We start from the raw sequence: 26,208 nt of genomic DNA on the forward strand, positions 1-26,208 counted from the left end.
TCAATAAGAATTCATTGTAAAAGGAATGTAAATTCGCATAACTTTTACATGATTTATATATAAATCCTGACTAACTTTACCTGCGCTTTTGCCAAAGTTTGTATAATTTTCAAATCACATGTAGGTCAGAACGATTGAAATAAAATTAGTTACTAAATACACTGGTAACTTCGAATTGGTGAGTACATGGAGACAAAAGAGGGAGCAATTGATTTGATTGATAAATCAAATTATGCAAATAAACAAAGGAGGGCGAATTAAAATTAAGACATTTTACTTGCATTATTTGAATGCCGATGGGCATCTTTTTCTCTTTCCCTAACACTTCAATCGCTATAGGACAAAAGAGGTTCTTGTCTACTGTGATAAAGCGTAGCTTTTAAATATGAAAGGACTGCAAATCCAGAAAAAGCGATTTACAGTCCCTTGCTTTACTTATTTAAAAATCAATCCTAATTCCTTCTGAATCAAGATGCGTTATTTTTCTACACTGACTCTTTATTTATATTGAAGTTTTTTGGCAGAACCAACAATTGTTACATCATGACCAAATTCAATCGAAAAAGTAAGGATGAAGAGTATACTCTATCATTAAAATCCTTGCTTTTTATTCTTACCTCGCCCATGCAGCAATGGTCGTTATGTTCTCCGGTTTTGTCCTGCAGCAGCCGCCAATCAATCGAGCACCGCATTCATACCAGTGATGGGTACTGTCGCCGTAAGTTTCTTCGGATGATACCCCATACCATGTTTTGGAGACTGCATCGTATTGCTCGCCTAAATTTGGATATACGATGATGGGTTTGACTGTGTGACTGTGCACTTTTTTTATCAGCGAAGAAATGTACTGGGGCCGCGTGCAGTTTATACCAACGGCAGCCACTTGATCATGTTTATCCAGCCATTCTGCACACTCAGCAATCGGGGTTCCATCACTAATATTCAGACCGTCTTTTGCACTGAAGCTGATCCATGCATAGGTTCTGGGGAACTCTTCTAATAACCTGACAATTGCTCTGGCCTCCATCAGACATGGAATAGTTTCGCTGGCAAGGATATCGGCACCGGCATCAATCAGGGCTTTCATACGGGGTCTATGGAAATTCATAAGTTCATCTTCCGTCAACGTATAATCTCCTCGATATTCAGATCCGTCAGCAAGGAATGCGCCATATGGCCCTACTGAACCCGCTATTAAAGGCTTCGGTCGGTTTGACCGGTTCTCGGATTTCCCCCAGAATTCATCGCGTGCTTTTAAGGCTATCTGGACGGATTTCTGGATGAGAATTAGCGCTTCAGCCTCGCTTAAACCGCGTCGGGCAAATCCTTCGACAGTTGCCTGGTAACTTGCGGTGATAGCACAGTCAGCTCCTGCTGTAAAATAATCCATATGTACCTGTTTGATAAGCTCCGGATTTTCCATAAGTACGGTTGCCGACCAAAGGCTGTCATTCAAATCACAGCCATGACGCTCAAGCTCAGTTGCCATTGCACCGTCTAGTATAACTACCGGGAATTTCTGTAATATGTTTTCGATAGGATTCATTGTAGTACCTCCGCTAAAGTCAATTTTCTTTGCGCCCGTAGAAATGATGAAAGGACGAGGACATTCTATTTCTTATATGTCATCAGTGTTCATTAAGTTCATCAATATAGACCAAAGTAGAAAAATGCCTTTGGCCGTTACTTAAGTTAGACAGATTTTAAGTAGAGTCAAAGCGAATAAATTTGGTTAAAAAGGACAGACTCTCCTGCGGAGAAGTCTGTCCAAAGTAAGGTGAAGTTCATTCAGCAATAGATTGGATTAATAGATTAAGAGTCTGACAACCGAAGATTTTGTACGTATTTTTATTTTATTTATAGTTTTTCCCCCGATAGTATCAGTAGTATATTCCAGTTTAACGGATCTCTTACACCGACCCTCTCTACTTAATATTCTCTATATACTGATCGAGTTCATCATGAGAATCTAATAGATTCTTTTTTCCACGATTTTTAATAAAGTAGAAAAAATAGCATAAAGCGATGAAAGGTACTCCGCTATACAGAGCAATTCGTTGGCTTTGGTCGAAAGCAAGTCCTACACAAGAAACAAAACATAAAACAAAAGCAGTGATGGGCACAAAGGGATACAGAGGTGTACGAAATTTCAAATGTGTAATATCCCCACCCTCTTTAATAAAATGTTTACGAAACATATACTGTGATAACACAATTCCCATCCACACAATAACTACGGCAAATCCAGAAATAGCTACAAGGACTAAATAAACCGTATCTGGTGCAACTACACTAGAGAATAAAGACAAACAGGCTACTGCCATACTTACTATTAACGCATTAAGCGGCACTCCTTTTGAGGTTACCTTTCCTAACAGGGGGCTTATTGTTTTTTCATTGGAAAGAGACCATAACATTCGGGTAGATGCATAGAGACCGGAATTTGCTACGGATAATAAAGCTGTAAGGATAACGAAGTTCATGATATCAGCTGCATAAGGAATTCCTATATTATCAAAGACCATAACGAACGGACTTTCAATGACTCCCGCTTCTTTCCAAGAGATTAATCCAGATAATACAAATATAGCACCGATAAAGAAGAAAACGGTTCTCCAAATTACATTTCTAACGGATCGGGGAATATCTTTTTCTGGATTTTCACTCTCTCCCGCGGTAATTCCAATGAGTTCTGTTCCTGAAAAGGCAAAGTTTACGGAAATCATAGTCATTAAAACTGGAAGCAGCCCATTAGGAAAAAGACCTCCTTCTCCAGTAAAATGTGAGAGCATCGGGGCAGATGCATGGCCTTTCATTGGTATGAAACCAAACATCGCAGCTCCCCCCAATATGATAAATAAAATAATGGTAATTACTTTAATTCCGGCAAACCAAAATTCTGCTTCCGCAAAAAATTTTACTGAAAAGGCATTTAGTAGAAAAAGGGCAATCGCAAAGATAGCACTCCATATCCAAACAGAAGTATCAGGGAACCATCTCTTCATTAATAGACCGGATGCGGTAAATTCCGATCCTACTGTTACCACCCAGGTAAGCCAGTACATTACTCCAATAGTAAATCCGGTAGCAGGACCGACATACTTTGTAGCATACGTTTGAAATGAACCGGTTACCGGCATGGCTACAGTTAATTCTCCAAGGCATAGCATAACAAGATACATAATCAATGCCCCAACCAAATATGCGAGAATCGTCCCTCCTGGTCCAGCTTGATTAATCGTATAGCCCGTGCTTAGAAAAAGGCCCGTTCCAATTACCCCGCCTAGCGATATCATGAACAAATGTCTGCTTTTCATAGTACGCTTTAACTGATTTTGATCAGAATTATTTTCCTGTTGCATCCAGTTTCCTCCTTTGGTATAGGTAACCACGTGGCCAACCTATTAAGTCAATTTCTATTAAACTAGCATTATACCACTACATTGTGTTTATTATCTTTTAACACCAACCTTAAAACAAACAACTTTTGGTTCAGTCATTTCTTGAAGTGCAAATTTAATTCCTTCACGACCTATACCAGAACCTTTTACCCCCCCAAAAGGCATCGCATCTATTCGATAATCGGAGCTGTCATTTACGATAACTCCGCCTACATCCAACTTCCGTACAGCCCCCAAAGCATAATCTAAATTTTGAGTGAAAATACCTGCTTGCAACCCGAAAGCCACATTGTTAGATTGAAAAATGGCAGTATCGAGATCAGGAACACTATAAAGGGTTACAACTGGTCCGAAGACTTCTTCTGTTGCCAGCTTACAATCAGCTGGGACATTCTCTAAAACAGTTGGGTAATAAAAAGATCCCTTACGTTTACCGCCACAAAGCAATTTTGCACCGCCTTCAATGGCTTCATTAACCCAACTCTCCACCCGCTTTGCTTCCTTTTCTGATATCATTGGACCCATATCGGTTTCCTCTGAAAATTTATTACCCACTCGATACTTTAGAGTACGAGTAAGGAACCTTCCGACAAAGTCCTGATATATCCCTTCTTGAACATATACTCTTTGCACTCCGAGGCAATTTTGACCTGCAGCCCAAAAGGCTCCGGAAACAGTTGATTCAACGGCTTCTTCTAAATCAGCGTCTTCCAGAACTATAACCGGGGAGTTCGATCCTAACTCCATACTGAACTTTTTCATGCCCGCCTTTTGCATAATCGCTTGGCCAGTAGAAAGCCCCCCTGTAAAAGAGATCATTCGTATCGCTGGATGGGTAATCAGGCTTTCTCCCATATCACTTGGATAACCGGTAATGACAGACAAAACTTTAGGAGGCAAACCTGCTTTTTCAAATGCTTCTGCCAATAAAAGAGCACTTAGTGGTGTAGCTGGTGCTGGTTTAACGATGATCGCATTTCCAGCAGCAATAGCTGGCCCCACTTTATGGGCAACAAGGTTTAATGGATCGTTAAAAGGCGTGATCGCCACAATGATTCCAATAGGAAAACGATAATAATATCCCATGCGATCTTCACTTCCCGGCATTTGATCAAATAATATCGTTTCTCCATTCATTCTCCTTGCCTCTTCAGCACTAATACGAAGAGTCTCAATACAGCGTAATACTTCTTTTTTTGCCTCTTTAATTGTTTTACTTCCCTCACATGCAATGGTAGTTGCAAATTTTTCTTTATGCTCAAAAATCCAGTCAGCAGCACGATTTAGAATCGTGATTCTTTCGTGTGTCGACATGTCAGCAGCAATTTTTGCTCCCTTTTTTGCCTCCTCTATGGTATAAAGGACATCTTCCTGATCAGCAGCAGGGACAGTTGCGATTAAACGATTATCTTGGGGGTCGCAGATTTTAATACTTTTGGAGCGGGATACCCATTTTCCAGCTAGAAACATCTTATTTTCTTTTGTCTGTGTCTCTATAAATGTCATTTTGTAACCACCTCATATGTTTTCATTTTGTAATTTTAATAGTGCAAAAGATTACAATTGACCGCGGCTAATATTAATTAAATCAATAAGAATAGAGAATCCGGTTTCCTTTCGGCCAGCTCCCGCACCAATAAGCGTGATCGGACCGGCTAAATCGCAATCATATGTAATCGCATTTTGCGCACCTGAGACTCCAGCTAAAGGATCTGTAATCGGTATCGCTTCGGGACCTACCTTTGCGATGACTTTATTGCCATCTTTTATACATTTAGCAATAAGTTTCCACTTTTTCCCCTCAGATTTTGCCCATTGGATATCTTTTTGTGTAAGATGACTAATTCCTTCACAATCTACTTCTTCTCGTTTCATCGGAACATTCATGACAATATTAGCAAGAATAGTAGCTTTATATTGAGCATCATACCCCTCGACATCACTTGTAGGATCTGCCTCTGCATAGCCAAGAGCTTGCGCCTCAGCCAATGCTGCCTCATAACTCAAGCCTTCTTCCATTTTGGTTAAAATATAATTGGTCGTTCCATTTAAAATCCCACGTATTTCAGAAATATTGTTTCCTGCCAATGCAACGAGGGGCATTCTCAATGCAGGTGTTCCGCTCATAACGGTTCCTTCAAAGCCCCATCGGACATGATTCTTGCTGGCTAACTCAATCAGCTCTTGGTATGCTAAAGAAACTGGACCTTTATTGCTCATTACTACATTCTTTCTGCTTTCAAATGCTGCCTTACAATGATCAATGGCAGGTTGTCCGGTTTTTACATCTGTGAAAGTAATTTCTACAATGGTGTCCGCATTACTCTTACGGATTGTCTGAAAACTATCCCATCCTCTTACCAAACCAGTGCTTTCCGGATAACAATCAAGTTTCCCTGTTTCATTTACAGCTTGTAATGCTTTAGCAATATCCAAGCCTTCTGGATGATAAAGAGATCCCTTAAGAAAATCGGAAATGGCAACAATTTTTGCATCAAAGCCAAGGCCGCTGCGTAACAATTCACCTTTTTCTTCTAAAATCTCTGCAAATCCTTGACCAACTACTCCAAAACCAAGCAACGCAATTTTATGTGTCATACTCAATACCTCTTCCATTGTTATATTTTCACTTGCTGCTATTAACAGGCAATTGCGATTCTAAATGGGAAAAAGCTTGTTCTAAATCCGAAATAAGATCTTCTGTATCTTCAATCCCTACGGAGATACGAACCAAACCTTCTGGAATGCCAAGAGCTTTTCTTTCTTCAAGAGTACATTCGACATGACTGGTCGTTCTTGCCGGTCCGTATATCGTTTCAACAGCTCCAAGATTACCAGCTTTGTTTGCATACTGTAATTTTGGCAATAAAATTTTGATCGCCTCCATTTCATCTTTCAATACAAAACTTAATATGCCGCCGAAACCCTTCATCTGTTTCTTTGCGATTTGGTAATGCGGGTGTGTTTCTAATCCAGGGTAATAAACTGCTTCCACCTGCTTTTGCTTTTGCAGATACTTTGCAATCGCCATTGCACTCTTTTCTTGCTGCCTGACACGAAGTTTTAACGTTTTCATCCCTCTTAAAATCAGATAAGCTGACCACGGATCCATGGTTGCTCCATTAATTTCGCGATAGTGATAGACTCTTTTCATCAGTTCTTTGGAGCCGCACACCACACCCCCTAACGCATCGGCATGTCCGCTTAAAAATTTAGTGGCACTATGGATGACGATATCAACTCCTAATTGAATTGGATTTTGATTAATGGGAGTAGCAAAAGTATTGTCTATTATCACCAATGCCCCCACCGATTTTCCGGCTCTCACCATTCTCTCAATATCTGTAATTTTCATGGTAGGGTTGGTTGGAGACTCCAAATATAAAACTTTACATCCTTTGGCCACTTCAGATTCAATTTCTTCATGATTTCCAGTGTTGCATAACGTTACATCTACATCGATATTCGGTAAAAATTCAGTAAAGATCTTATTAGTTCCCCCATAGGTGTCTTTTACAGATATTACCCGGTCTCCTGGCCTTAAAAATGTATACAAGGTGCTGCTAATAGCGGCCATTCCTGATGAGAAACCAATTGCTTCCTCCGCACCCTCAAGAATTCGTACTTTTTCTTCAAAAGCCTGCACAGTTGGATTTGTCATTCGATTGTAAATATGCCCAGGTTTATTTCCGATAGCAACCTCTTGCCACTCATCCACGTCATCGTAATTGTAGGCTACACTAAGCACTACAGGAACTTGGGTTGCATTGTAAGCAAGAGATTCTTTTTCTCCCGCCCATACAGCTTTTGTACCGTCTTGTATATCTTTAAAGTTACTTTCACTCATGCTTCTTCCACCTCTCATTTTTATAACTCTGAAAATGTCCTTTTGTATCTTAAATCCCAACTAAATTTCATTTAAAAAAATCCCCCTTTTCTCTAAATTGTTTGCACTTCTCATTTTTAATGAAGTGCGTTCTTTGGACACCTTCTTACTAAAACACCTAGTATTATACAATATATTGTATAATGTATAATACGCTGAATTATCTGACAAATATCCGTATGAAGATTATATAATGTACCTTTTCCATTTTCAATGTTAAATTTAAAAAAATATTTTAAAATTTAACTGTCTAGTTTTAATAATTAAGATTTATTTGTATGGCTGGTCTTAAAAAAACACAGCCTCGCTTCATCCCTATTCTTTTAATTTTCCTAAAATAGGAATCTAATATGCATCGATTCATAACATATTAGACTTGGAGATAATAGATTTAAAAGGATAATGAGTTACTTAGGGACAATATTGAAGAGATATTGAAGAATTTGGGTGCTCATGCTAATATAAAAATGCGAGAATTCACACTTTTTAACATAGGGGGGAATAACTATCAAAAAGAGGTACCGATCACTAAAAGATCATGTATATGATTATATAGCCACAGAAATTCAGAATGGAACATTACTTCCCAATCAAAAGATAAATGAAATAGCACTAAGCGAGAAATTAGAAGTCAGCAGAACCCCTGTGAGGGAAGCCTTAATCCAACTAGCTTCTGAAAATTTCCTAGAGTTCTTTCCTCGAAGAGGATTTATTGTTAAAGAGATTGATACCAAGAAAAAGCTCGATGTTTTTAGCGTTGTTGGTGTACTAGATGCCTTTGCAGCCACTTTAGCTCTGGAGAATTTGACCGAAGATGATATTGAACGAATGGAAGAGTTGGTTAGGAAAATAGACCTTTCCATTTCTCAGAAAAATTATACAGATTATCAAAAATACCAAAACCAATTCCATAAAGTATACATTGATAAGTGTTACAACCCTACATTAATTGAGCTTCTTGATTCTTTACAGAATAGTTTTGTCAGGCAGATTTATTTAAGTAAAGACGAAGAAAAACTCTTTACAGCATTAGAAGAAATGAATGAACAGCATAAACAAATTATTGATTACTTTAAGAATAAAGACAAAGAAAGCTTGGAGTACCTTATTAAGAATGAACATTGGAAAATAACCCATATCGATATGATATAGTGTATTTGAGGCCGGTAAGAAAGAATTACTAGAAAAATAATTTGAGTCAAATGATTTTTCTAGTAATTTCGCTTCCCCCGTAAAGACATAAATTGGCGCTCTTGTCAGCGCCCCCAGCCTGCCTTATGGCCTTATTATCCATTTCGAAAAATTTCCCAAGGAAAAATAGCGATTTCCAATTCCAAAAATCTTATCTTTTCTAAAGAAAAGAACTCACACGGTATTAGCCCTATCACTTATATTTATGCCCCTCTCTTCGGGTTATCTCCTAAAATCTGAAGTTGTAGTTTTCTAGATTTTACATTATTTCAAGATGGTACAGTGATATGATCGCAATTCATGTAACTTAACATGTTTATGTTCTTTCTTTTCAGAAAATTCCATGTTATAATAATTCTGACAACTTATTTACTAAATTAAGTTGTAGTTTTTCTATTAAAAACACAGAAAGGTGGATTGCTAATGGATATTTGCATTTCATGCGGTGAAGTATTATCTACTATGGAGAGGAATCGAGCGGAATGCTGGGAGTGCAGAGACACAACAAATGAAGCTTACACAGAAGCGGAATGATCATGCCATTTTATATTTGTATGAAAGCTTTATATAAAAATACAAATGTTCCTAATCCTTTAAACCGCGCTTGGACTAAAAATTAACTGTTTTTTCAGGCGCAAAAAGCAATGGTTAAGTTTAATGCTCCACCCTGCAAATAAATGAATTCTTTTTATTTTACCAATTTAATTCTTAAAGTCTCCAAATTCACTTCAATTGAAATCCGATACAATAAATACTTTCTGAATATATTCCTTCTACAAAGTTAAAAGTAACTAATTTTATTTCACAAGATACGTAGAATACTCCCTATTAGTTCAACAACAAAAAAATTACAGCCTCTCATATTCCTTTTAGCCTCAATTCGGAAAAAAGCACTTTTCCATTAAAAAATAGCTTTTGCTCTTGATGAGTAACGGCTATTTTTGACGAGTTTCTTCTATTATATTTTAATACTTTTTTAGGTTTCCTTCATATTCTATAACTAACCAATAAAATCATTTTTTCATGTTTAATTCCTCCATAGCCATAATTGCAGGAATTTCTCCTTTTTTCCTGCAAACACTATAACGAAAGTACCTAAGAAGATGGTTTTGCTAGATTAATACAATGGATTAACCGTTTAAAAGACTTGAAGGGCTTAGATACAACGATCGTTGGCATAGGATCAGCCGGACATTACTGGGTATTGACGGCTGCACCGGCATCAATCAAGATTTTAGCGGTTTCGATATCATTATTATAGGCGGCTATCATAGTAGCCGTCCTTCATTTTGAGCCCTGTGCATTGATATCAGCGCCTTTTTTAATTAAACTGTTTACCGTTTTAGAATCTTTCTGTTCAGCTGCTTGGATTAATTGTTTCTCCATTTCGTTTTCCGCTTTTTCTCCATTTTCCGTCTTTACTACCTGTTTTGTCGGTTTATCATTTCCTTGGGAGACACAGAAACGTTAAGGAAATTCCAATATAAAAAGCCCAATTTCCCAGTATTATAATTGAAAAATTGGATTTCTTCGTTACTGTTGCTTTGAAATAAAGTTTGATCAAGTTGATACTAATAACCTTGATATACGATTATAGAAAAAGAGCATGTTTTGAAAAATTGATTGATCAAAACACGCTCTTAATATTTTTAAATCCTTTATAAAGATGGCCGCTTTATATCAATCTGTCCTTTTCTACGGGGATAAATAAGATAGAAATAGAAGCAATTAAGGCAGCAATCGCAAAAATATAAAAATTCACATTAATATCGACCTTCCAAGACAATAGAAGCCCCCCTAGAATTGGCCCGCAAGAGGCACCTATTCTTCCAACGCCGGATGCCCAACCCAAAGCCGTTCCCCGAGCGTGTGTAGGAAAGTATTTTGTAATGTAAGCACTTAAGATAATAAGGATTCCTGTTGACCCTATTCCTGCTATTCCAATTAGTGGATACAGTAAGAGTGCTGGAGGTTTTAAGCTTAATAAAGCAATGCTTGCAGCCGCAGCAAAATAAGCAATGCTAATCACTCGTTTTGAACCCCACCGGTCTGCAGCAGCACCAGCTCCTAGGGCTCCAAGCGCTGATGTAAAGTTTAAAGTTAATAGGAGTCTCAAACTAGAACCTAGAGGGTATCCAGCTTGAATCATCATTTTAGGCAACCATGTATTTAGCCCGTAAACTAATAGTAAACCCATGAAAAACGTAAGCCAAAAAAATACGGTTGTTCGTAAATAGTGTTTGGAAAATAAGAGAGCAATCGCACCCCACTTGGCATTAGTCTCCGTTCTGCTTTCTACTTTCTGTATTGCTGGTTGATTAATCTGATACTTTCTGCAAATGACTTCTGCTTCTTCTTTACGGTTACGCGAGATCAGAAAATCGAGTGATTCGGGCAACTTCCAAATAAGTATAGGTACCAAGACTATGGGACTCATCCCTAACCAGAACAAAAATCTCCAGCCGTATGCATTGAGGAAAAGTAGGGAAAACACGACTCCAAGTACGCCTCCAATCGAATAACCAGAAAACATTATCGCATTCATTAGAGAACGACGATTAGTAGGAGAGTATTCGATGGTCATAGCCGTAGCCATAGGCATTGCTCCCCCTAAGGCAATCCCCCCAACAAAACGGACAATTCCCAACATTTCCGGAGAAGAAGCCATCGCCGATAAACCCATCGTCAATGAGAAAATAGCAAGACAAGTGATAAGTGACCATTTGCGGCCGATTATATCCGACAATGTTCCGATGAGAATGTTCCCAAGCAGCATTCCAATCAGGGCATAACTGCCGATAAGGCCGGCCTGAACGGGCGTTAATGTCCAGTTTTTATCGGCTAATAAACTTGAAAGAACTGCTCCGTAAATACCTAGATCATATCCTTCAGACATAATGGCTAGAAAACAACAAAAGACGACAAGAGCAGTTAACGATTTTACAGTTCGTGTTGGATTTTTTGGAAAAATAGCAGACTCCGAATCTTTGTTTATAGAGAGATTTTCATTGACGCTCATGATTTAGCCCCTTCCTAATTATATTTCATAATATTCAGAAATCCAAGTATGAAATGAGAGGGATAGCTTTAGAACAAGATTCCCCTACTCTATTTAGATCACGCTACGAATTAAGTTTCCGTTAAACATGACTGCCAACCGCTTGGATCTTCTCGCAACGGCTTCCGCCGAACAGGATGCTTCCACCAAGACAAGATTTGCATCATCCCCTACTGACGGCCAAATCCGGTTTCCGTTTGGGTCCAATGTGGTTTTTCCACCTGTAATGAATGCGAGCGCCTCCATAAGTGATCGTTCATCAATCCAACTATAACGTTCAACTAACCGGTTTGCTTTATCAAGAATATCCCCGTTTCTGAAAGGGAACCACGAATCATAGAATCCATCGCACCCCAGTTCCACCTTCACTCCTTTATCATGCAAAAGCGTGAGTGGCGGGATCTTTCTGTTAATCAGTACCGTTGATATAATGGAGACGCCTAATTCGGCAAATGAATCGATCGTTTCAATTGCTTCCTCTATTGGGACATCCCCCAAAGCAAAGGCATGACTAATCGCCACCCGATTATGATAATTGGCCTCTTTCGTCATTGCAGCCAACCGATTCATTGTTTTCAAGCCGAGTTCAGAAGGATCATGTAAATGGATATCAATATCAGCATTAGCCTCAACAGCGATTTCCATCATTTGCGCAAGAGACAGCTCCATGTTTCCATCCACTCCGGCCGGATCAAGTCCTCCAACAATCGTTGCTCCATTTTTCATGGCTTGCCTCATCAACTCAAGCGATTGCGAGCGCAGCAAACCATGCTGTGGAAAAGCTACGATTTCATACGTCATTTTATCACTATATGTCTCCAGTGCGTTACGTACTTCTTCCAAATGCTTCAACCCAACATAGGGATCTATGTTAACATGAGTGCGAATATGAGTTACACCAGATGAAGAAATCAATTCTAGCATCCCTTCTGCCCTTTCTTTGACTGTATCCAGCATAGCAAGGTTCTCTCTGGCTTCAAAATCCAATCGTTCAATCAGATTTTTCACGGGTTTGCATGATTTCCATCCATGTCCCATGTAGGTTTTATCCAGATGAATATGTTTTTCAACAAAGGAAGGAAGAGCAAGTAAACGGTTCACATCACGTTTAGGTAGATCGGTCACCAACGGCAGTTCTGCTGGCATAATGTTGGTGATTTTACCGTTTTCAATCAAAAGATGACAAAATTCAGATTGTGTATGAATAATACCATCTTCATCCTGTTTAAAACCGCTATCCAAGCGTACATTTGTCAACCAGTAGGCTGAAATCATTTTTTTCACTCACTTTCTTTTTTATAGAATTTGACGACAATATCGCCGGTATAATTGTGATGACTTATTGATAACATCTAAGGTGTTAATAAAGAAACTAAAAAGTTTGAACAAACTGGCATTGAAAGTATAGGAAAATAAATTATTAATGTACTTAAAATCGGTATTTTCAACCCCCTTCGCATCATCCGTCTGACTTTTCTGAATTCACAGATCGTTATAAATACACTATCATTATTATTATCTATAAATTGTAAAGTAGTTAACGTTTAAAATAGAATTTGTGTACAGTAGTTAAATTATAGAAATTGAGGTTAGTTAATTCATAACCCGGTGTATGAGTAGTTTTCAGGTGGACTAACGGTGGTTTTGCATTAGTTATGTGGATAATGTTTCCGACATTTTAAAAAGAACGATAGAATAATCCTTATCCAATATGACTTGTTAAAATAGATACCCTTGATACCCTTTAGCTCATTGTAAAAAATAGTTATTGTTTATAGTATTTGAACAAATTATAATAATTTTCAGAAGTTTCATTTTAATGATTCCATGAGTAACCCATATTTAGGAGTGGTATGATGACAACTGTTTTTGAAACCGTATACAATTGGGAACCTTATTTAAAATATGGAAAAAGGCAAGCAGTAAAACGAAAAACAGTGATATACAACCAAGGTTCTATTGGGGACGGTTTCTATTTTCTTCACAAAGGATTAATGAAAATCTCGACTGCAACATCAAATGGGCAAGACCGAATATTAAACATTGTAGTTCCCGGACAAATTTTCGGCGTTCAAGCGATGGACCAACACCCACACTTTACGACAGCTATAACTGTAAAAGATTCTGTACTTTATTATCTACCTTGCAATCAGTTTGAGGATTTACTAACGAAACATACCGATTTACAAAATCTCTTTACTAAAACGATAAATCACAAAATGCACATCCTCCTTGAAGGTTTAAATATGAATGCACTTTCATCTAAACAGCAAATTGCTGTACTTATCTTGAATATTTGCGACGATTTCAAAAACTATGGTGTTCCACTATCACAACAAGATCTTGTATATTGTACAGGTCTAACAAGAATCACGGTTTATAAAATACTAAAGGAGTGGAAGAAACAGAACATCATACAAGTCGAGAATCGGAGATTTATTATTAAAAAACCCGAACTTTTAAGAAGGCTTATAAAGTAGCCAGACAAAAATGAATTATACTAATCCAAACTAAAAAATGGGTGGTGAAATCCCCCCATTTTTATACGTATTCGATTATGTAGCCTTCCCTATTTCGCTCATTTTCCCGATATCGAGAATCTGAATCTCCCGGCGTTTGGTTTCAATCAGTCCTTCCTGTTTCCATTTCTGTAACGTCTTATTTACGGTGATACGCGAAGTCCCAATATATTGAGCAAATGATGTTTGGTTAAGTGAAACACCCTTATTTTCGTACACTAACTTTAGTAAGTAGTGAGCCATCCGCTGTTCTACACCACTACCAAGAAACGACATAATTTCGGCAAGCAACCTAAATTTGTAGATGAGTGAACGGGTAAATATCATAGCAAGATTCGGATAATCCGCACAAACTTTTGATAAATCTTCATCAGAGAAATAATACAAAATGGAAGGGGCAATAGTAACTGCAGTAGTAAGATAGTTCTCTTTATGAGCCCCATGTTCTCCCAATAACATCCCTTTCGGAACGTAATTAACTATCCTTTCGTCCCCTTTATCCGAAAGAAGTAGAATTTTAACCTCTCCTGTACTAAGATAGTAAAAACCTTTCCCACTCTCCCCCTGGCGGTAGATTACTGTGTTCTTTTTTAACTCAATCTTTTGTCCATAGTGTAAAAAGGGTTCCCACGTGTAGCGAAGATCTAACATTTCATCACCTTTTCTAACAGGTTAATTAACAAGTAAGAAACTAATGGATTCAAGAAAAATTAGTAATTAAAGAAACTTTAGAAATGTGTATTGCTACATTCCAAAATATGAATCGCGAACCATCACATTCCGATAAATATGTTGAAGCTAAGGACGTAAACAGACTGTCAAATACTTAACCAACATACATGAAGGCATACTTTATTAATCAGCGTTTAATAGACGAACACAATGTAAGCAATTTTATTTTTGAATGAAATAAATTTTTCTTGTTTAAAATGGAAAACCGTTCATATAAACCCCTACCTTGTTAATGATTTCTTTATAAGATCGTAGCTACCTTCTCATACTCCTTGCAATGGCTTCGGTCCCTCTAAGAAATATGCTAACAAAGGAATAACTATAAGGAAAATATAAAAAAAATAAGTTTTGCTTAAGTTTTTCATATATTAAAACAAAGGAGTTGATTATTCTGAACGCTGCTTGATTAAAAAATTATCTCTTCCTATGTTGTAATATTTTTATATATAAATACTAATTCGTTATTCTACTTCTCATATCATAAATAAAAGTACGGTTCGATAAAAAAGTAAAAAGGCCTGTATCCATTTGGGATCAGGCTACATTGCTTTTCATAATGGGACGTAGTTAAAGTTGCCCTTTTAATCCCGGACGCACTGCTGTTGCTTATTTATATAAGATCTTATATTTTGGTAAAACAACACCATTATCATATTTTTTAATATCCATTAATTCTAAATGAATCTTCTTTTTGCTAGATCCAAAAAGCGGGATCCCTTCTCCAATCATGACAGGATTGACTTTTAGTATAAGAGTGTCGATCAATTCGTAGTCAAGAAGTGAACCCGCCAGTTGACCACCACCACAAAGCCAAATTTTTTGATTCACTGTCTGTTTTAGATTCCTGATAAACTCAACCCCATTGTCCTTTATTAATTCTACTTCCTCATTGGACTCAAACTCCATTGATTTAGAGAATATATAGTGTTTAATTCCGTCATATCCCGGCTCACCTGGTTTTTTTCCAAATTGAAATCCATACTCATATGTTTTACCACCCATTAAAACCGCATCATATTGTTGAATGGCGGAAATAAAATCTGAAACGTGCTCATCATCATAAAGAAAAATTGAATTGTCGGCTACACCATTGAGATCTGCAATAAAGCCATCAGCTGTGGTTGCTACATGATAAATTAACTCGGTAGTCATATAGTTTATCCCCCCTTAATTAGTACTTGTTTTTCTTAAAATATACCATTAATGACGTGGTTGGTTTGGTGTGCTGTACTCATAATTCTATTTTTCAGTCTGATGTTTCCAATCTCAATAGGACTAAACAGGGTTTTAAAATTAGCCAATGTAAATCCTCCTCTCTTTGATACTTCAATGCTATTTATTTGATTTAAATATTAAACTTATAACATGCTTATGAATGAAAAGGAAGCAGGTTTTCCCCACTTCCTTCATTGTTTTATTCAAAAGCTAGTTTTTAGCAATTGCCTTACGGTTTAATGCGAGTTCTGTTCTTTTTTCATCAGTTGCTTGGAAGTCTACAGATGAGTCCTTGGTTAATACTACACCATAGACATTTAACGCTTGCTCTAATGAAACAAATTCCTCTCTTACATCTTGTGCAACTTGTTCTGGCTCACGGGTCAATGGATCACCCCAGCCGCCTCCGCCGGTACTTTCGAATACAAAGGAGTCACCAGGCTGGAAATGTACTCCTCCTAGCATTTGTGGATGCCAAGTCCCATCATCAGCCAAACCGCCAATGGTTTCTAATCTGCCATCGCGAGTTCTACGAAGTTGCCGTTGTTGAGCCGAATGTAATCCACCATTAACTCCCGGGGAGCCTTCGAGAGTTCTGGAACATTCCATCCAAATCATTTCACCTCTGCCAAGAAACTCGATTTCAACATGGACACCTACCCCACCGCGATAGCGTCCTGCCCCTGCAGAATCCGTACGCATTTCGAATGCATTGTACCGGATTGGAAATAGAAGCTCAGCTATTTCCGCAGGGAGGTTTTGACAGTTGCCAAGCGGATCCATGGTTACGTGCATACCATCGTGTGTTGGAGTTCCTCCCCAACCTCCAGCTGGCAAATCGGTGAATACATGCAATTCACCAGTATCCGGATCAGTAGCACCTGCTACAAACCAGTTCGCATCAGAGCAAGTCGGTGCTACTGCTCTATCAGGAATTGCCTGAGCTAAAGCCATCCAAATGGCTGAAGTAATCTTAGAGGAAGTAGCTGTCGTACATCCAAGGGTTGGTGCTGGCCATTGCGGATTTAACCACGTATTCTCAGGAATATTTACATTAATTTGGCGATACATTCCCGCGTTTGCTGGCGCCTCTGGGTTTAGAAAGAACTTTAAAGAATAATAGACTGCAGAAATAGTATTGGCATAAGGAGAATTGATTGGACCAATAGCTGTTGGGTCACTTCCAGTAAAGTCAACATCAATGGAGTCTCCCATAACCGTTAATTTTAGGCAAACCCGAACAGGATCATTGCTATATCCATCACTATCCACGTAATCAGTTGCCTCGTAGACACCATCTGGAATTTGTCTTATTGCCGCTTTGGTCATCTCCTGTGTATAATCAAGAATCTCATGCATTCCCTGCTTTACAATATCCGGTCCATATTTATCTGCTAATCTCGTAAACTCGTCTCGTGCCGCCCTTAGTGCACCTAGCTGTGCCTGAATGTCTCCCTCAATATATTGTGGTGTCCGAGTAGCATTTTTGATAATGCTAATCAGTTCCTTATTTGGCTTTCCGCCCTTATAGAGCATGGAAGGAGGCAGGCGTAGACCTTCACCGGCTATATGGGTGTCAAACCCACCGCCAACATCCGTCCAGTGAGCTCTGCTCACGGCAAATCCAAGTAAGGCTCCATCATAAAAAACAGGCATGGTCATCGTTACATCCGGGGTATGGGTCCCGCCATCATAGGGGTCATTAAGGATGATTACATCATCAACCCCCAACTCTTCAATGGGGAACTTCTTTAATGAAGCATGTGCACTAAAATGCATAGCTGCAATGTGAACTGGACAATTAGCTGTCTGACCAATTAGATTGACATCTGGGTCAAAAATGGCATTGGAGTAATCCACCATATCATAAATAATTGGTGAGAACGATGCCTTTTGTAATACCTGACTCATTCTTTCACAAGTATATTCGAAGGAACGACGTAACACTTCAAAAGTAATTGGATCAAGTTTCCTCTGATTGGTATTGATAGTGGTCATAGGGCACCCTCCTTATTAGCTACTAATGATTTGCTGCCTGTCTTCGACGTATTAATGATAATAATGTTGCCATATTGGTCTACATTTGCCTCAGCCGAATGTGGGAGTATAATCTCACTGTCAGGCTGTTCAATAACCGCAGGACCTTGAATTTTTTGGTCACAGTTAAGCTGGGTAGAATTATAAACATCAACAGTATATTGTTGACCGTCAAAATAAACCTCTCTCTGATTTTTCGAAACAGAATCTTTGCCCATCCTTTCATTTCCAAGGGCAGCTTTTAAATCTTTTGCAGATGGCTTAGCCACCTGGCCATATCCAGTTAAGCGCAAGGTGACAAAAGCAACAGGGAAATCTTCTGATGCAACACCGTATTCACGCTTATGCTCTTTATGGAATGCAGCTGCTACCCCGGCAATAGCCTTTTCATCCAATTCACCATTAGGTACTGGTGTAGCTACTTCATAGGACTGACCGATATAACGCATTAGTGCATTTCTCTCAAAGGTCATTTGATCATCAAGTATTCCGTCATCTTTAAGTAATTCTCTGCATTCATGCTCCAGCTTGGTTAATGCAATATTTAATTGTTTTGAATCAAGACCGTCAACAGGCGCATAGAATGTGGATTCAAGATCATGACGTACTTCCATGGTAGTACCGCCAAAAGCACATGCAACACCTGCAAAAGGTGGTACTAGAATTCGATTAATTCCCGCAGCACGAGCAACTTTAAAGGCATGCATTGCACCAGCGCCCCCAAATGCCACAAGTGTTTGATCACGCGGGTCACGGCCTCGATCAGTTGAAACCATCCGAATTGCACCTGCCATGTTTTCACACACAATCTCGATAATTCCCTCAGCACATTCATGGACTGTTAATCCTAGTGGGTCTGCTACAGTTTGAATAGCTGTAACTGCAGCAACATAATCAAGTTTGAATTTCCCATTAAGTGTCGGGTTTAAGCGCCCTAGAACTAGATTTGCATCTGTTACTGTTGGGCGAGTTCCTCCACGTCCATAACAGGCTGGTCCTGGATCTGCCCCAGCACTTTGAGGGCCGACACGTAATGAACCACCTTGGTCGATCCATGCAATTGAGCCGCCGCCTGCACCAATACTCCTAATATCAAGCATTGGAGTAATGATTGGCATATCCCATTCAAGCTCGTATTCGTCTGTAACCAGCCCGCGTCCGTTCTCCATTAGACAAGCTTCGAAACTTGTTCCCCCTACATCGGTAATAATCATGTCCTTGATATTGAGTAAGTTACTTAAAAAAGCACCTGCTGCAACACCACCTGCTGGTCCAGAACCAATTAACTCCTCAGGACGTTCTTTAGCCGTGCTGCTTCTCATCATGCCACCATTACTTTTAACAATGAAAATAGGGGCAGTTGATCCTTCTTCTTTCAATCTTTCTTCCAGTCGGGAGAAGTAATCGCTGACAATCGGATATAATGAAGCTCTAATTGCTGTTGTAACAAATCTACCTAATTCGCGGATCTTGGGGCGGGTTTCTGAGGAGAGGGCAACACGTGCATCAGGAATTACGTCTAAAATAATCTCCCGCATTTCTTGCTCATGCCGGCCGCTTACATATGAGTTAATGAATGCTATGGCAATATTTTTAATGCCAAGTGAAGCGATATGTTCAGCTGTTTTCCGTGCTTCTTCGCGGTCTAAGGGCTTTACAGTTGAACCATCAACACTTAATTTTTCTGTTACAGTGAAACGACGACTCCGGTTGATGATTGGGCGACTTTTAACCTGATAGGGATCATAAAGATGTCGGCGGCGTTGGCGACCAATTTCGATTGTGTCGCGGAATCCTGCTGTTGTAATGAGTGCTGGCTCGGGATATTTACGTTCAATTAAAGCATTAGTACCAATGGTTGTTCCGTGTATGATTGTACCAATCTCAGAAGGCTTGATTCCTGCATTCGAAAGCGCATTCATAAAACCGATTACAGGATCCTTTGGTGTTGAAAGAACTTTTGCAGTACGTACACTAGTTTGTCCCTTAACCCCATCATCCCAAGCAAATAAATCGGTGAAGGTTCCGCCGACATCAATTCCAACTCGTAACATATATCTTCCTCCTTTTTTGGTAGTTCTGTTAATCCTAAGAAGTTGTTAATAACAAATGGATTACAGGTTTCCTTTAGCGAAACCAAAAAAAAACAATGTTCTATTTACTGGCACTTTGTCCAATCCATTCCTTATTAACAAAGATAATTACAAAGGAAAGTGATTTACGCCTTAATGGTTGTAATTATCTATATATTCAGTATATTTTATATGAAAGCCTCTTACAATACGTCGAAAAGACGAACTTAAAAACTTACATTCATACGATTGGACGAATGCCTATGTCGATTACAATTCGTGAAATAATTAGCAACCCACATTTGAAGACAAGTGTAATATAATATATTAGCCTATCTTCCTTCAAACACTTAGGCAATTTCGAGTTTAATAGATGAATTACCGCCGAATGTTCGCTTTGGAATCAGTAACATCTTTGAGAATCCTTTACAAACGCCAGAAGCTCTGCAACAAGCCTTATGGGCATTAAAAGCAGCTGAAAACAATGATAAAAACATTGTCTATTATAATGAGGAATTACCGGTTTTCCCCTTTTTGCCCCAAGCAGAGAAGAGGCACATGATTTAGTTAAACAAGTAATTGGCTAACTGTTAGCATATGACAAAAAGAATACAAGTCAGTTGGTAATGACTCTATTTATATACCTAAATGAAAACCGTTCACGGCAGATAACTTCCAATAAATTATATATTCATAAACAAACATTGGTTTATCGTATCAGCAAAATCGAGCAACTAACAGGACGCCGGCTTAATGTCACCAAAAGTGTTGCTGAGCTTTGGTTTGCTCCACAAACAGCTGTCATGTTGGGATTAATTCCAGATTTTTCAGAGGATTGGGTTGAGGTAAATTAGGTGTATAATTTCGAGGGATTTCACGCTTTGAAATCCCTTAAAAATTAACAAAGCAAAAAAACCCATTAGCTGAATAAGAGATTTTATTTTTTTAAGTGACCCTTTAATTCAATTAATTTGTTCTTAATAAAAGGTTCGACTTCTTCGGGTAATTGGTTTAATCTAAAAAATCTGGCTTCAATTCCTGTATCACTCTGAGGAGTTATTTCTCCTTCGTACTCGGTACATAAATAACCAATTGCAACAGTATGATACCTTTCATCGACTCGATTTATTAATTCCTTGCCTGAATAGACACCTAACAATTTTAACACCTTTATTTTAACGCCTATATTTTCAAAGACAATTCGTGTAATACACTCTTCAACTGACTCATTTAACTGTAAAGTTCCCCCTGGAATAGTCCACATTCCACCTACGTTTCGACTCAGTAAAATTTCTCGTTTATCATTAATGATAGCTACACTAGGTCGCACGATGATTAGTGGAGAATCTCCAATCATTTCTCTTATATCTTCACAATATCCCATAAATACCTCCAATGATAAAATTCTTTACGAAAGTAAACAAAACCTTTTACCTGATTTCAAATATATGAATAAAAAGAAGTAACCTACTCCTTTAAAGATGGTATTTGTCAGCCACCTTCTATACAAGTTGCAGCGGAACTACCTATAACATAATTTAATTCAGTCAATAAAACTTGGAGAGTGTTTTCTGTAACTAATACCTGTAATACCTTTTCTGTAATTGGAACATTGTATTTTTGAAAAACCTCAATTGTTTCTTCCCACAATTCGGTTATAGCTTTTGAAGTCATATTTGATTGAATCACCATAAAAAATAACCTCCTTAAAACTTCATAATACCATTTTTCCCTTCAACTTAGGGAGTGGAAAAAGAAAAAAAGTCGCAGCAGCGACCCTCTTATAACCATAAGCCCTCGTTAGCTAAAGATGGACTCTTAGTTTTCATCTTTTTTATGAAGCTATTTTCAAACCAATATAATGACTGGATAATACTAAAAAAATGACATGATGGATAGGTAAATACATATAACCGAACAAGCAAAAAAAATTAAAGCTGTTTTAAAATTTCTCCTAAATTTAATACCGTAAGTGCAAAAGAAGATAGCAGCTGCTAATTTGGAACAACTTTGCAAATATGCATGATTTGAAAAAATTGAATTGCTTAAAATAATTGAGGCAAGGAAAGTTACGGAGATTAGTATTTTGAACCACAAAGGTTCATTAAGAAACCCTCTAATCATAAGTTTTATTCATTGCATGAGGGTACAGCTCCCTTCAAATAATCTAGTGATTCATTTAAGCATATGTCGATATTCTAAAACTATCCAATAAAATAAGTGCTGCTGTGCCGCAACGCCTTCTTTAACATAAATCCATTTCCCCTCTTTTTTTATTTTCCTAAATACCTATGTAACTTAAAACGTTACTCTCAAGCTACAATTAGCCGCAGATACGACTTTTTGTTAAACTCAAGCAAGCACCAGTTACTTTAAGGACAATACTTCACAATCTGCTTTATTTTCAAACCAAAAAGCGATGCCTTATTAAAGGATACCTTGTTCTGTAAAACATCAATTTATAGATTACTTACGATTCCCTTATTTGTATAAATAGTAACTGGGGATGCTACTGCACCTTTTGTTGAAAATATCCATCTTCCTTTAATAACTCGATTCTCTTAGATAGCCATTCTTTTGCCATTTTAAACAAATTAGAATGGATATTAAAAGCAATGTGATAATAATGATTATTTTCTTTGTCATCTTTCGTAAATTCAAGTACACTCTCGCCGATATTAAATGACACACAATTTTTATCAGCTGATAAAATCTTAAACTGTAGAAATTGTTCATAAAATTGCACTGTTCTATTTTGCACCTCAAAACGGAACGGCTTTGTTGACTTTATTTGTCTTTTATTTTTTGTGTCTATTATTTGGTCATAAAAAATGCACCTCCAATTGCTAGTTGTACCGAGCAATTGGGGCGCAGCTTCTTAGGTCCTTTAAGGTAATCGATGACTGAAGTTCCTATATTTCCTTTCTGCTAGTAGTAATTTACATCATTAATCACTCGCCAATATGCCGATTGAGAAATTGTACCATTTCTTTATAGGCAGTACTTTTATTTTTAAGTTTTTCGAATTTATGGCCTTCATCTTCAAACCGAATAAATTCAACTTGGTGATTTCGATCCTTTAATTTTTTCACAATTTGCTCGGATTCTGCTATCGGGACACGGGGATCATTTTCCCCATGGAGAACCATTAGCGGGGAAGTGATTTTATCTGTATGATTCAATGGATCAATTCTATCAAAAAATATTCCGTCTCTTTCTATTGTTCCATATTCCGCCTCTCTTTGCTTCTTACGCCAGGGGCTTGTTGTTTCGAGGAAAGTTCTAAGACTTGACATTCCTACAATATCAATCGCGGCAGACCAATACTTAGGAAAATGGCTAATGGCAGCAAGAACCATAAACCCACCATAACTGCCGCCCATTATGGCAATCCTTTCAAAATCTATGTTCCTATTTGTCTTTAGCCATTCAACTAAATAAACCAGATCCGTTACAGCGTCTATTCTTTTTTGAACATCATCAAGATGGGTGAACGTTTTTCCGTAGCCCGTACTGCCTCTAACGTTTGGTGCACAAACAGCAACCCCTTGATTTAATAAGTATTGCTGGATCGAGTTATAAACTGCACGGCTTTGGCTCTCAGGCCCCCCATGAATATAAAGGACAACAGGCAGTTTTTTAGTGATGTTTTTCGGTTGGTAGTAAAATGCTGGAATCTGAAGGTTGTCAAAAGAGCGGAAGGTTATGATTTCCGGTTCAATCAATTTATCCTTCAGAGCTGGCGAGCGGGAAACATATGTAAGCCTCTCAGCTTGTATTGTTTTAAGATCCAGTTCCCATATTTCAGGTGGATAGGCTGGCCCGTTAAATTCATATGCCAGTTTTTGATTATCAGGAGAAAATTTCATTTTTGATATGGCACCAACGGGTGTTTTCCATGTATAAAGATCACTTGTGTTTAAGTCTAAGATTATCCCTTTGGAAATCCCCCCTTCATTAATCGTAAAGGCAAGCTTTTCTTTATCATTACTCATTTCTAGATTTTCGAAATCCCACTCTCTATGCTCCATCCAATCGAAATGTTTTGTTTTTAAGTTAATATATGCAAGCCCAAAGAATTCTCTATCTTTATTGGATAATAAATAAAGATGAGTTCCATCCTTATTAAAATGAGCATTTATAAAGCTTGCTTCCCCTGAATGTTCTGTTATCCAGTTCACCCTCCCAGTTGAAAGGTAAAGGATACCTAAATCATTATCAAGAGGTGTGTTTATTTTCTCAATTAATAGCGAATTTCCATCTGGGGCCCATTGAAGGGATGAATATAGCCCATTATCCGAATAAACAAGACGGATTTCTAGTGTTTCTAGATTTTGAATGTATATATCAAAATAAGCTGGATGCTTGCGATTACTAGACCAGGAAATCCATTTTCCATCAGGAGAGCTTCCACCATAACGATGAATATGTTCTGGTGAGTTTGTCAGCTCTATTAGTTTATTATCTTTCTTTAGTAAAAGTAATTGCTCATTTTCATTTCCCTTCATATCAATCCCAATAATTAAATCAGATGTACCGGTTACATACTTAATAAGGGTGATTCTATCCTGTGTAAATGAGATTTGGGCAGGCCAGCCTTCACCTCGATCGAGCTCCCATACTTGAGGTACACCCGTATAATCAGCAATAAAGCGTAACTTGTTACCAACAGGAGCGTATTCTGGATTTTTCGCAGTACGCACATGTAAATACGGGTCTAAACTTACGACATCCATAAAATCCCCCTTCCTGTATACAATCAAAATCGTTCAATACAATTGAAAGCCTTTTAAAGGTCAAATGAAATAAAACAGGATAAAACTCTCCAATCCATTTTATTTAACTGAAGGGTAATTATGCTATGTTGGCCAATACTGAATACGAAACAATGAAACAAATGTGGTAAAAATGATTAGGAGGAAATGAACATGGTGGTTTTAACAGCTAAATATTTTTGTAAACCCGGTAAAGGTGACGAGGTTGAAGCATATCTCAAGGAAATGCAGCCTCTGGTTCATCAATATGAAAAACTGTTTATATCGCTAATCGTTCAACAGAAAATAAAGATATTTTCCTAATTTACGAACAATATGTGGATTAAGCGGCTCTTGAGGCTCATCGAAATACCCCTCACTTTAAAGAAATTATTGAAGGAATAATCATCCCAATCCTTGAAAAGCGTGAAAGAGAAATATATAATCCGGTTGAATAAACATGAGTGAATCTGGAGAATTGGATAAAATTAATTTCAAAGGGTTTAACAAGCTTTATGGGAAGCACTTAGACTTCCCTTAATTCGCCTTTTAATAATAAATTATAGTCCTTTTTGACATTTTACCATTATAAATTTAAATGGAGGTTTATTTTCCATATTCTTATGTGGCTCAACAATTTCAGAAAATTCTATCAGCCCATATTTGCCAAATTCTTGTTTTATTGAGTCAGAATCATAAAAAAACATTTTTACCCCTGCCGTTGTCTCGAAATAGTCTTTACCTAATTGTTTACCCTTTCCAAACATTGGGGCTTCTTTTGAAATAGTAGTAAAAATCATATATCCGTTTGGTTTTAACTGATTATAGCAATCTTTAATAAACTTCTCTCGCGCGCGGCTATTCAATAAGTGAATAAGTGCATAACAAAATATACCATCATAAAGTTTGTTATCAAAAGGCATATCGGTTACTGAACCATGAAAAATACTAAAATTAAGCCCATTTTGCCTTGCCAATTCAATCGCTGTTTTTGAAATCTCAATACCCGTTACATTTATTCCGTTGTCAATAAAAACCTTTGCATTTCTACCATATCCAATACCAGGAATCAATATATCCTTAACTCCCTTTTCAAGGAAAAAGTCCTTCGTCAAGATGGCGGAGTCTGAAGGTTCAAATCCCCACATCATTTGATTTTCTATAAAACTCGATTCCCAAAATTCTGTCATACCACAGGTCTCCTTTACAAATATTGGCTCTCTTTCTTTAAAATCTGCTGTTTTTGGATAAGCATAAGCTACATTACATTAAAGCATAAAGTTCTTTACCTTTATTGCTTCTTTATCATTTTCAAAGGCTATTTTCGCATAGATTGTTGTTTT

21 protein-coding genes are annotated in these 26,208 nt (G+C 37.8%); 4 read left to right on the forward strand and 17 right to left on the reverse strand.

Annotated features, from left to right (window positions below; all coding sequences use genetic code 11):
* Nucleotides 1-613: 613 nt before the first annotated feature.
* The 5 genes from mmuM to BIV60_RS19630 form a co-directional block, all read right to left on the reverse strand.
* The gene (gene mmuM, locus BIV60_RS19610; protein ID WP_071357401.1) at nt 614-1,546 is read right to left on the reverse strand and encodes a homocysteine S-methyltransferase; all 933 of its coding nucleotides are present in this window, start codon (nt 1,544-1,546) and stop codon (nt 614-616) included.
* Between the two features lie 379 nt (nt 1,547-1,925).
* Nucleotides 1,926-3,362 carry an amino acid permease gene (locus BIV60_RS19615; protein ID WP_071357402.1) on the reverse strand — a complete coding sequence of 479 codons (1,437 nt, stop codon included), beginning with the start codon at nt 3,360-3,362 and terminating at the stop codon, nt 1,926-1,928.
* Nucleotides 3,363-3,452: 90 nt separating this feature from the next.
* Complete coding sequence (locus BIV60_RS19620; RefSeq protein WP_256218471.1) at nt 3,453-4,907, reverse strand: aldehyde dehydrogenase family protein; 1,455 nt, start codon at nt 4,905-4,907, stop codon at nt 3,453-3,455.
* Between the two features lie 51 nt (nt 4,908-4,958).
* Nucleotides 4,959-5,999, reverse strand: a complete 1,041-nt coding sequence (locus BIV60_RS19625; protein ID WP_071357403.1) for a homoserine dehydrogenase — start codon at nt 5,997-5,999, stop codon at nt 4,959-4,961.
* Nucleotides 6,000-6,027: 28 nt separating this feature from the next.
* Nucleotides 6,028-7,248 carry a cystathionine gamma-synthase family protein gene (locus BIV60_RS19630; RefSeq protein ID WP_071357404.1) on the reverse strand — a complete coding sequence of 407 codons (1,221 nt, stop codon included), beginning with the start codon at nt 7,246-7,248 and terminating at the stop codon, nt 6,028-6,030.
* Nucleotides 7,249-7,794: 546 nt separating this feature from the next.
* Between BIV60_RS19630 and BIV60_RS19635 the strand changes: the two genes are divergently transcribed.
* Nucleotides 7,795-8,439, forward strand: a complete 645-nt coding sequence (locus tag BIV60_RS19635) for a GntR family transcriptional regulator (protein ID WP_256218472.1) — start codon at nt 7,795-7,797, stop codon at nt 8,437-8,439.
* 1,233 nt (nt 8,440-9,672) lie between these two features.
* Here BIV60_RS19635 and BIV60_RS31030 read toward each other — a convergent pair.
* The 4 genes from BIV60_RS31030 to BIV60_RS19645 all read right to left on the reverse strand — a co-directional run bounded on the left by BIV60_RS31030 (nt 9,673) and on the right by BIV60_RS19645 (nt 12,811).
* On the reverse strand, nt 9,673-9,750 hold the full coding sequence (locus BIV60_RS31030) for a hypothetical protein (RefSeq protein WP_371261567.1): 78 nt from the start codon (nt 9,748-9,750) through the stop codon (nt 9,673-9,675).
* Between the two features lie 12 nt (nt 9,751-9,762).
* Nucleotides 9,763-9,864 (reverse strand): ankyrin repeat domain-containing protein, encoded by a 102-nt coding sequence (locus BIV60_RS29240; protein WP_141770496.1) that lies wholly within the window; start codon nt 9,862-9,864, stop codon nt 9,763-9,765.
* Between the two features lie 289 nt (nt 9,865-10,153).
* Nucleotides 10,154-11,497, reverse strand: coding sequence for an MFS transporter (locus BIV60_RS19640; protein WP_083402346.1), 1,344 nt, complete (start codon nt 11,495-11,497; stop codon nt 10,154-10,156).
* A gap of 93 nt (nt 11,498-11,590) precedes the next feature.
* On the reverse strand, nt 11,591-12,811 hold the full coding sequence (locus tag BIV60_RS19645; RefSeq protein WP_071357406.1) for an amidohydrolase: 1,221 nt from the start codon (nt 12,809-12,811) through the stop codon (nt 11,591-11,593).
* A 581-nt stretch (nt 12,812-13,392) separates the two neighbouring features.
* On the opposite strand from BIV60_RS19645, the gene BIV60_RS19650 reads away from it, so the two are divergent.
* On the forward strand, nt 13,393-14,016 hold the full coding sequence (locus tag BIV60_RS19650) for a Crp/Fnr family transcriptional regulator (RefSeq protein ID WP_071357407.1): 624 nt from the start codon (nt 13,393-13,395) through the stop codon (nt 14,014-14,016).
* A 75-nt stretch (nt 14,017-14,091) separates the two neighbouring features.
* Here BIV60_RS19650 and BIV60_RS19655 read toward each other — a convergent pair whose 3' ends face one another.
* The 4 genes from BIV60_RS19655 to BIV60_RS19670 form a co-directional block, all read right to left on the reverse strand.
* Nucleotides 14,092-14,706: a Crp/Fnr family transcriptional regulator gene (locus BIV60_RS19655; RefSeq protein ID WP_071357408.1), complete on the reverse strand. Its 615-nt coding sequence runs from the start codon at nt 14,704-14,706 to the stop codon at nt 14,092-14,094.
* 687 nt (nt 14,707-15,393) lie between these two features.
* Nucleotides 15,394-15,939, reverse strand: coding sequence for a dihydrofolate reductase family protein (locus BIV60_RS19660; protein WP_071357409.1), 546 nt, complete (start codon nt 15,937-15,939; stop codon nt 15,394-15,396).
* 273 nt (nt 15,940-16,212) lie between these two features.
* Nucleotides 16,213-18,000 (reverse strand): hydantoinase B/oxoprolinase family protein, encoded by a 1,788-nt coding sequence (locus tag BIV60_RS19665; RefSeq protein WP_071357410.1) that lies wholly within the window; start codon nt 17,998-18,000, stop codon nt 16,213-16,215.
* Nucleotides 17,997-20,093, reverse strand: a complete 2,097-nt coding sequence (locus BIV60_RS19670) for a hydantoinase/oxoprolinase family protein (protein ID WP_071357411.1) — start codon at nt 20,091-20,093, stop codon at nt 17,997-17,999. Before BIV60_RS19670 ends, BIV60_RS19665 begins: the two co-directional genes overlap by 4 nt.
* A 644-nt stretch (nt 20,094-20,737) precedes the next feature.
* Here BIV60_RS19670 and BIV60_RS19675 point away from each other — a divergent pair.
* Nucleotides 20,738-20,965, forward strand: a complete 228-nt coding sequence (locus tag BIV60_RS19675; RefSeq protein ID WP_141770497.1) for a helix-turn-helix domain-containing protein — start codon at nt 20,738-20,740, stop codon at nt 20,963-20,965.
* Between the two features lie 83 nt (nt 20,966-21,048).
* Here BIV60_RS19675 and BIV60_RS19680 read toward each other — a convergent pair whose 3' ends face one another.
* The 3 genes from BIV60_RS19680 to BIV60_RS19695 all read right to left on the reverse strand — a co-directional run bounded on the left by BIV60_RS19680 (nt 21,049) and on the right by BIV60_RS19695 (nt 24,847).
* Complete coding sequence (locus BIV60_RS19680) at nt 21,049-21,495, reverse strand: NUDIX domain-containing protein (protein ID WP_071357413.1); 447 nt, start codon at nt 21,493-21,495, stop codon at nt 21,049-21,051.
* Between the two features lie 107 nt (nt 21,496-21,602).
* Nucleotides 21,603-21,803 carry a hypothetical protein gene (locus BIV60_RS19685; protein WP_071357414.1) on the reverse strand — a complete coding sequence of 67 codons (201 nt, stop codon included), beginning with the start codon at nt 21,801-21,803 and terminating at the stop codon, nt 21,603-21,605.
* Between the two features lie 1,259 nt (nt 21,804-23,062).
* Nucleotides 23,063-24,847 (reverse strand): S9 family peptidase, encoded by a 1,785-nt coding sequence (locus BIV60_RS19695; RefSeq protein ID WP_071357416.1) that lies wholly within the window; start codon nt 24,845-24,847, stop codon nt 23,063-23,065.
* Nucleotides 24,848-25,039: 192 nt separating this feature from the next.
* Here BIV60_RS19695 and BIV60_RS30055 point away from each other — a divergent pair, with 192 nt between their 5' ends.
* Nucleotides 25,040-25,189, forward strand: a complete 150-nt coding sequence (locus BIV60_RS30055) for a hypothetical protein (protein ID WP_218145953.1) — start codon at nt 25,040-25,042, stop codon at nt 25,187-25,189.
* Between the two features lie 236 nt (nt 25,190-25,425).
* Here BIV60_RS30055 and BIV60_RS19700 read toward each other — a convergent pair whose 3' ends face one another.
* Complete coding sequence (locus tag BIV60_RS19700; RefSeq protein WP_071357417.1) at nt 25,426-26,055, reverse strand: class I SAM-dependent methyltransferase; 630 nt, start codon at nt 26,053-26,055, stop codon at nt 25,426-25,428.
* Between the last annotated feature and the right edge of the window lie 153 nt (nt 26,056-26,208).

The organism is Bacillus sp. MUM 116, assembly GCF_001866655.1.
Lineage (GTDB): Bacteria > Bacillota > Bacilli > Bacillales > Cytobacillaceae > Neobacillus.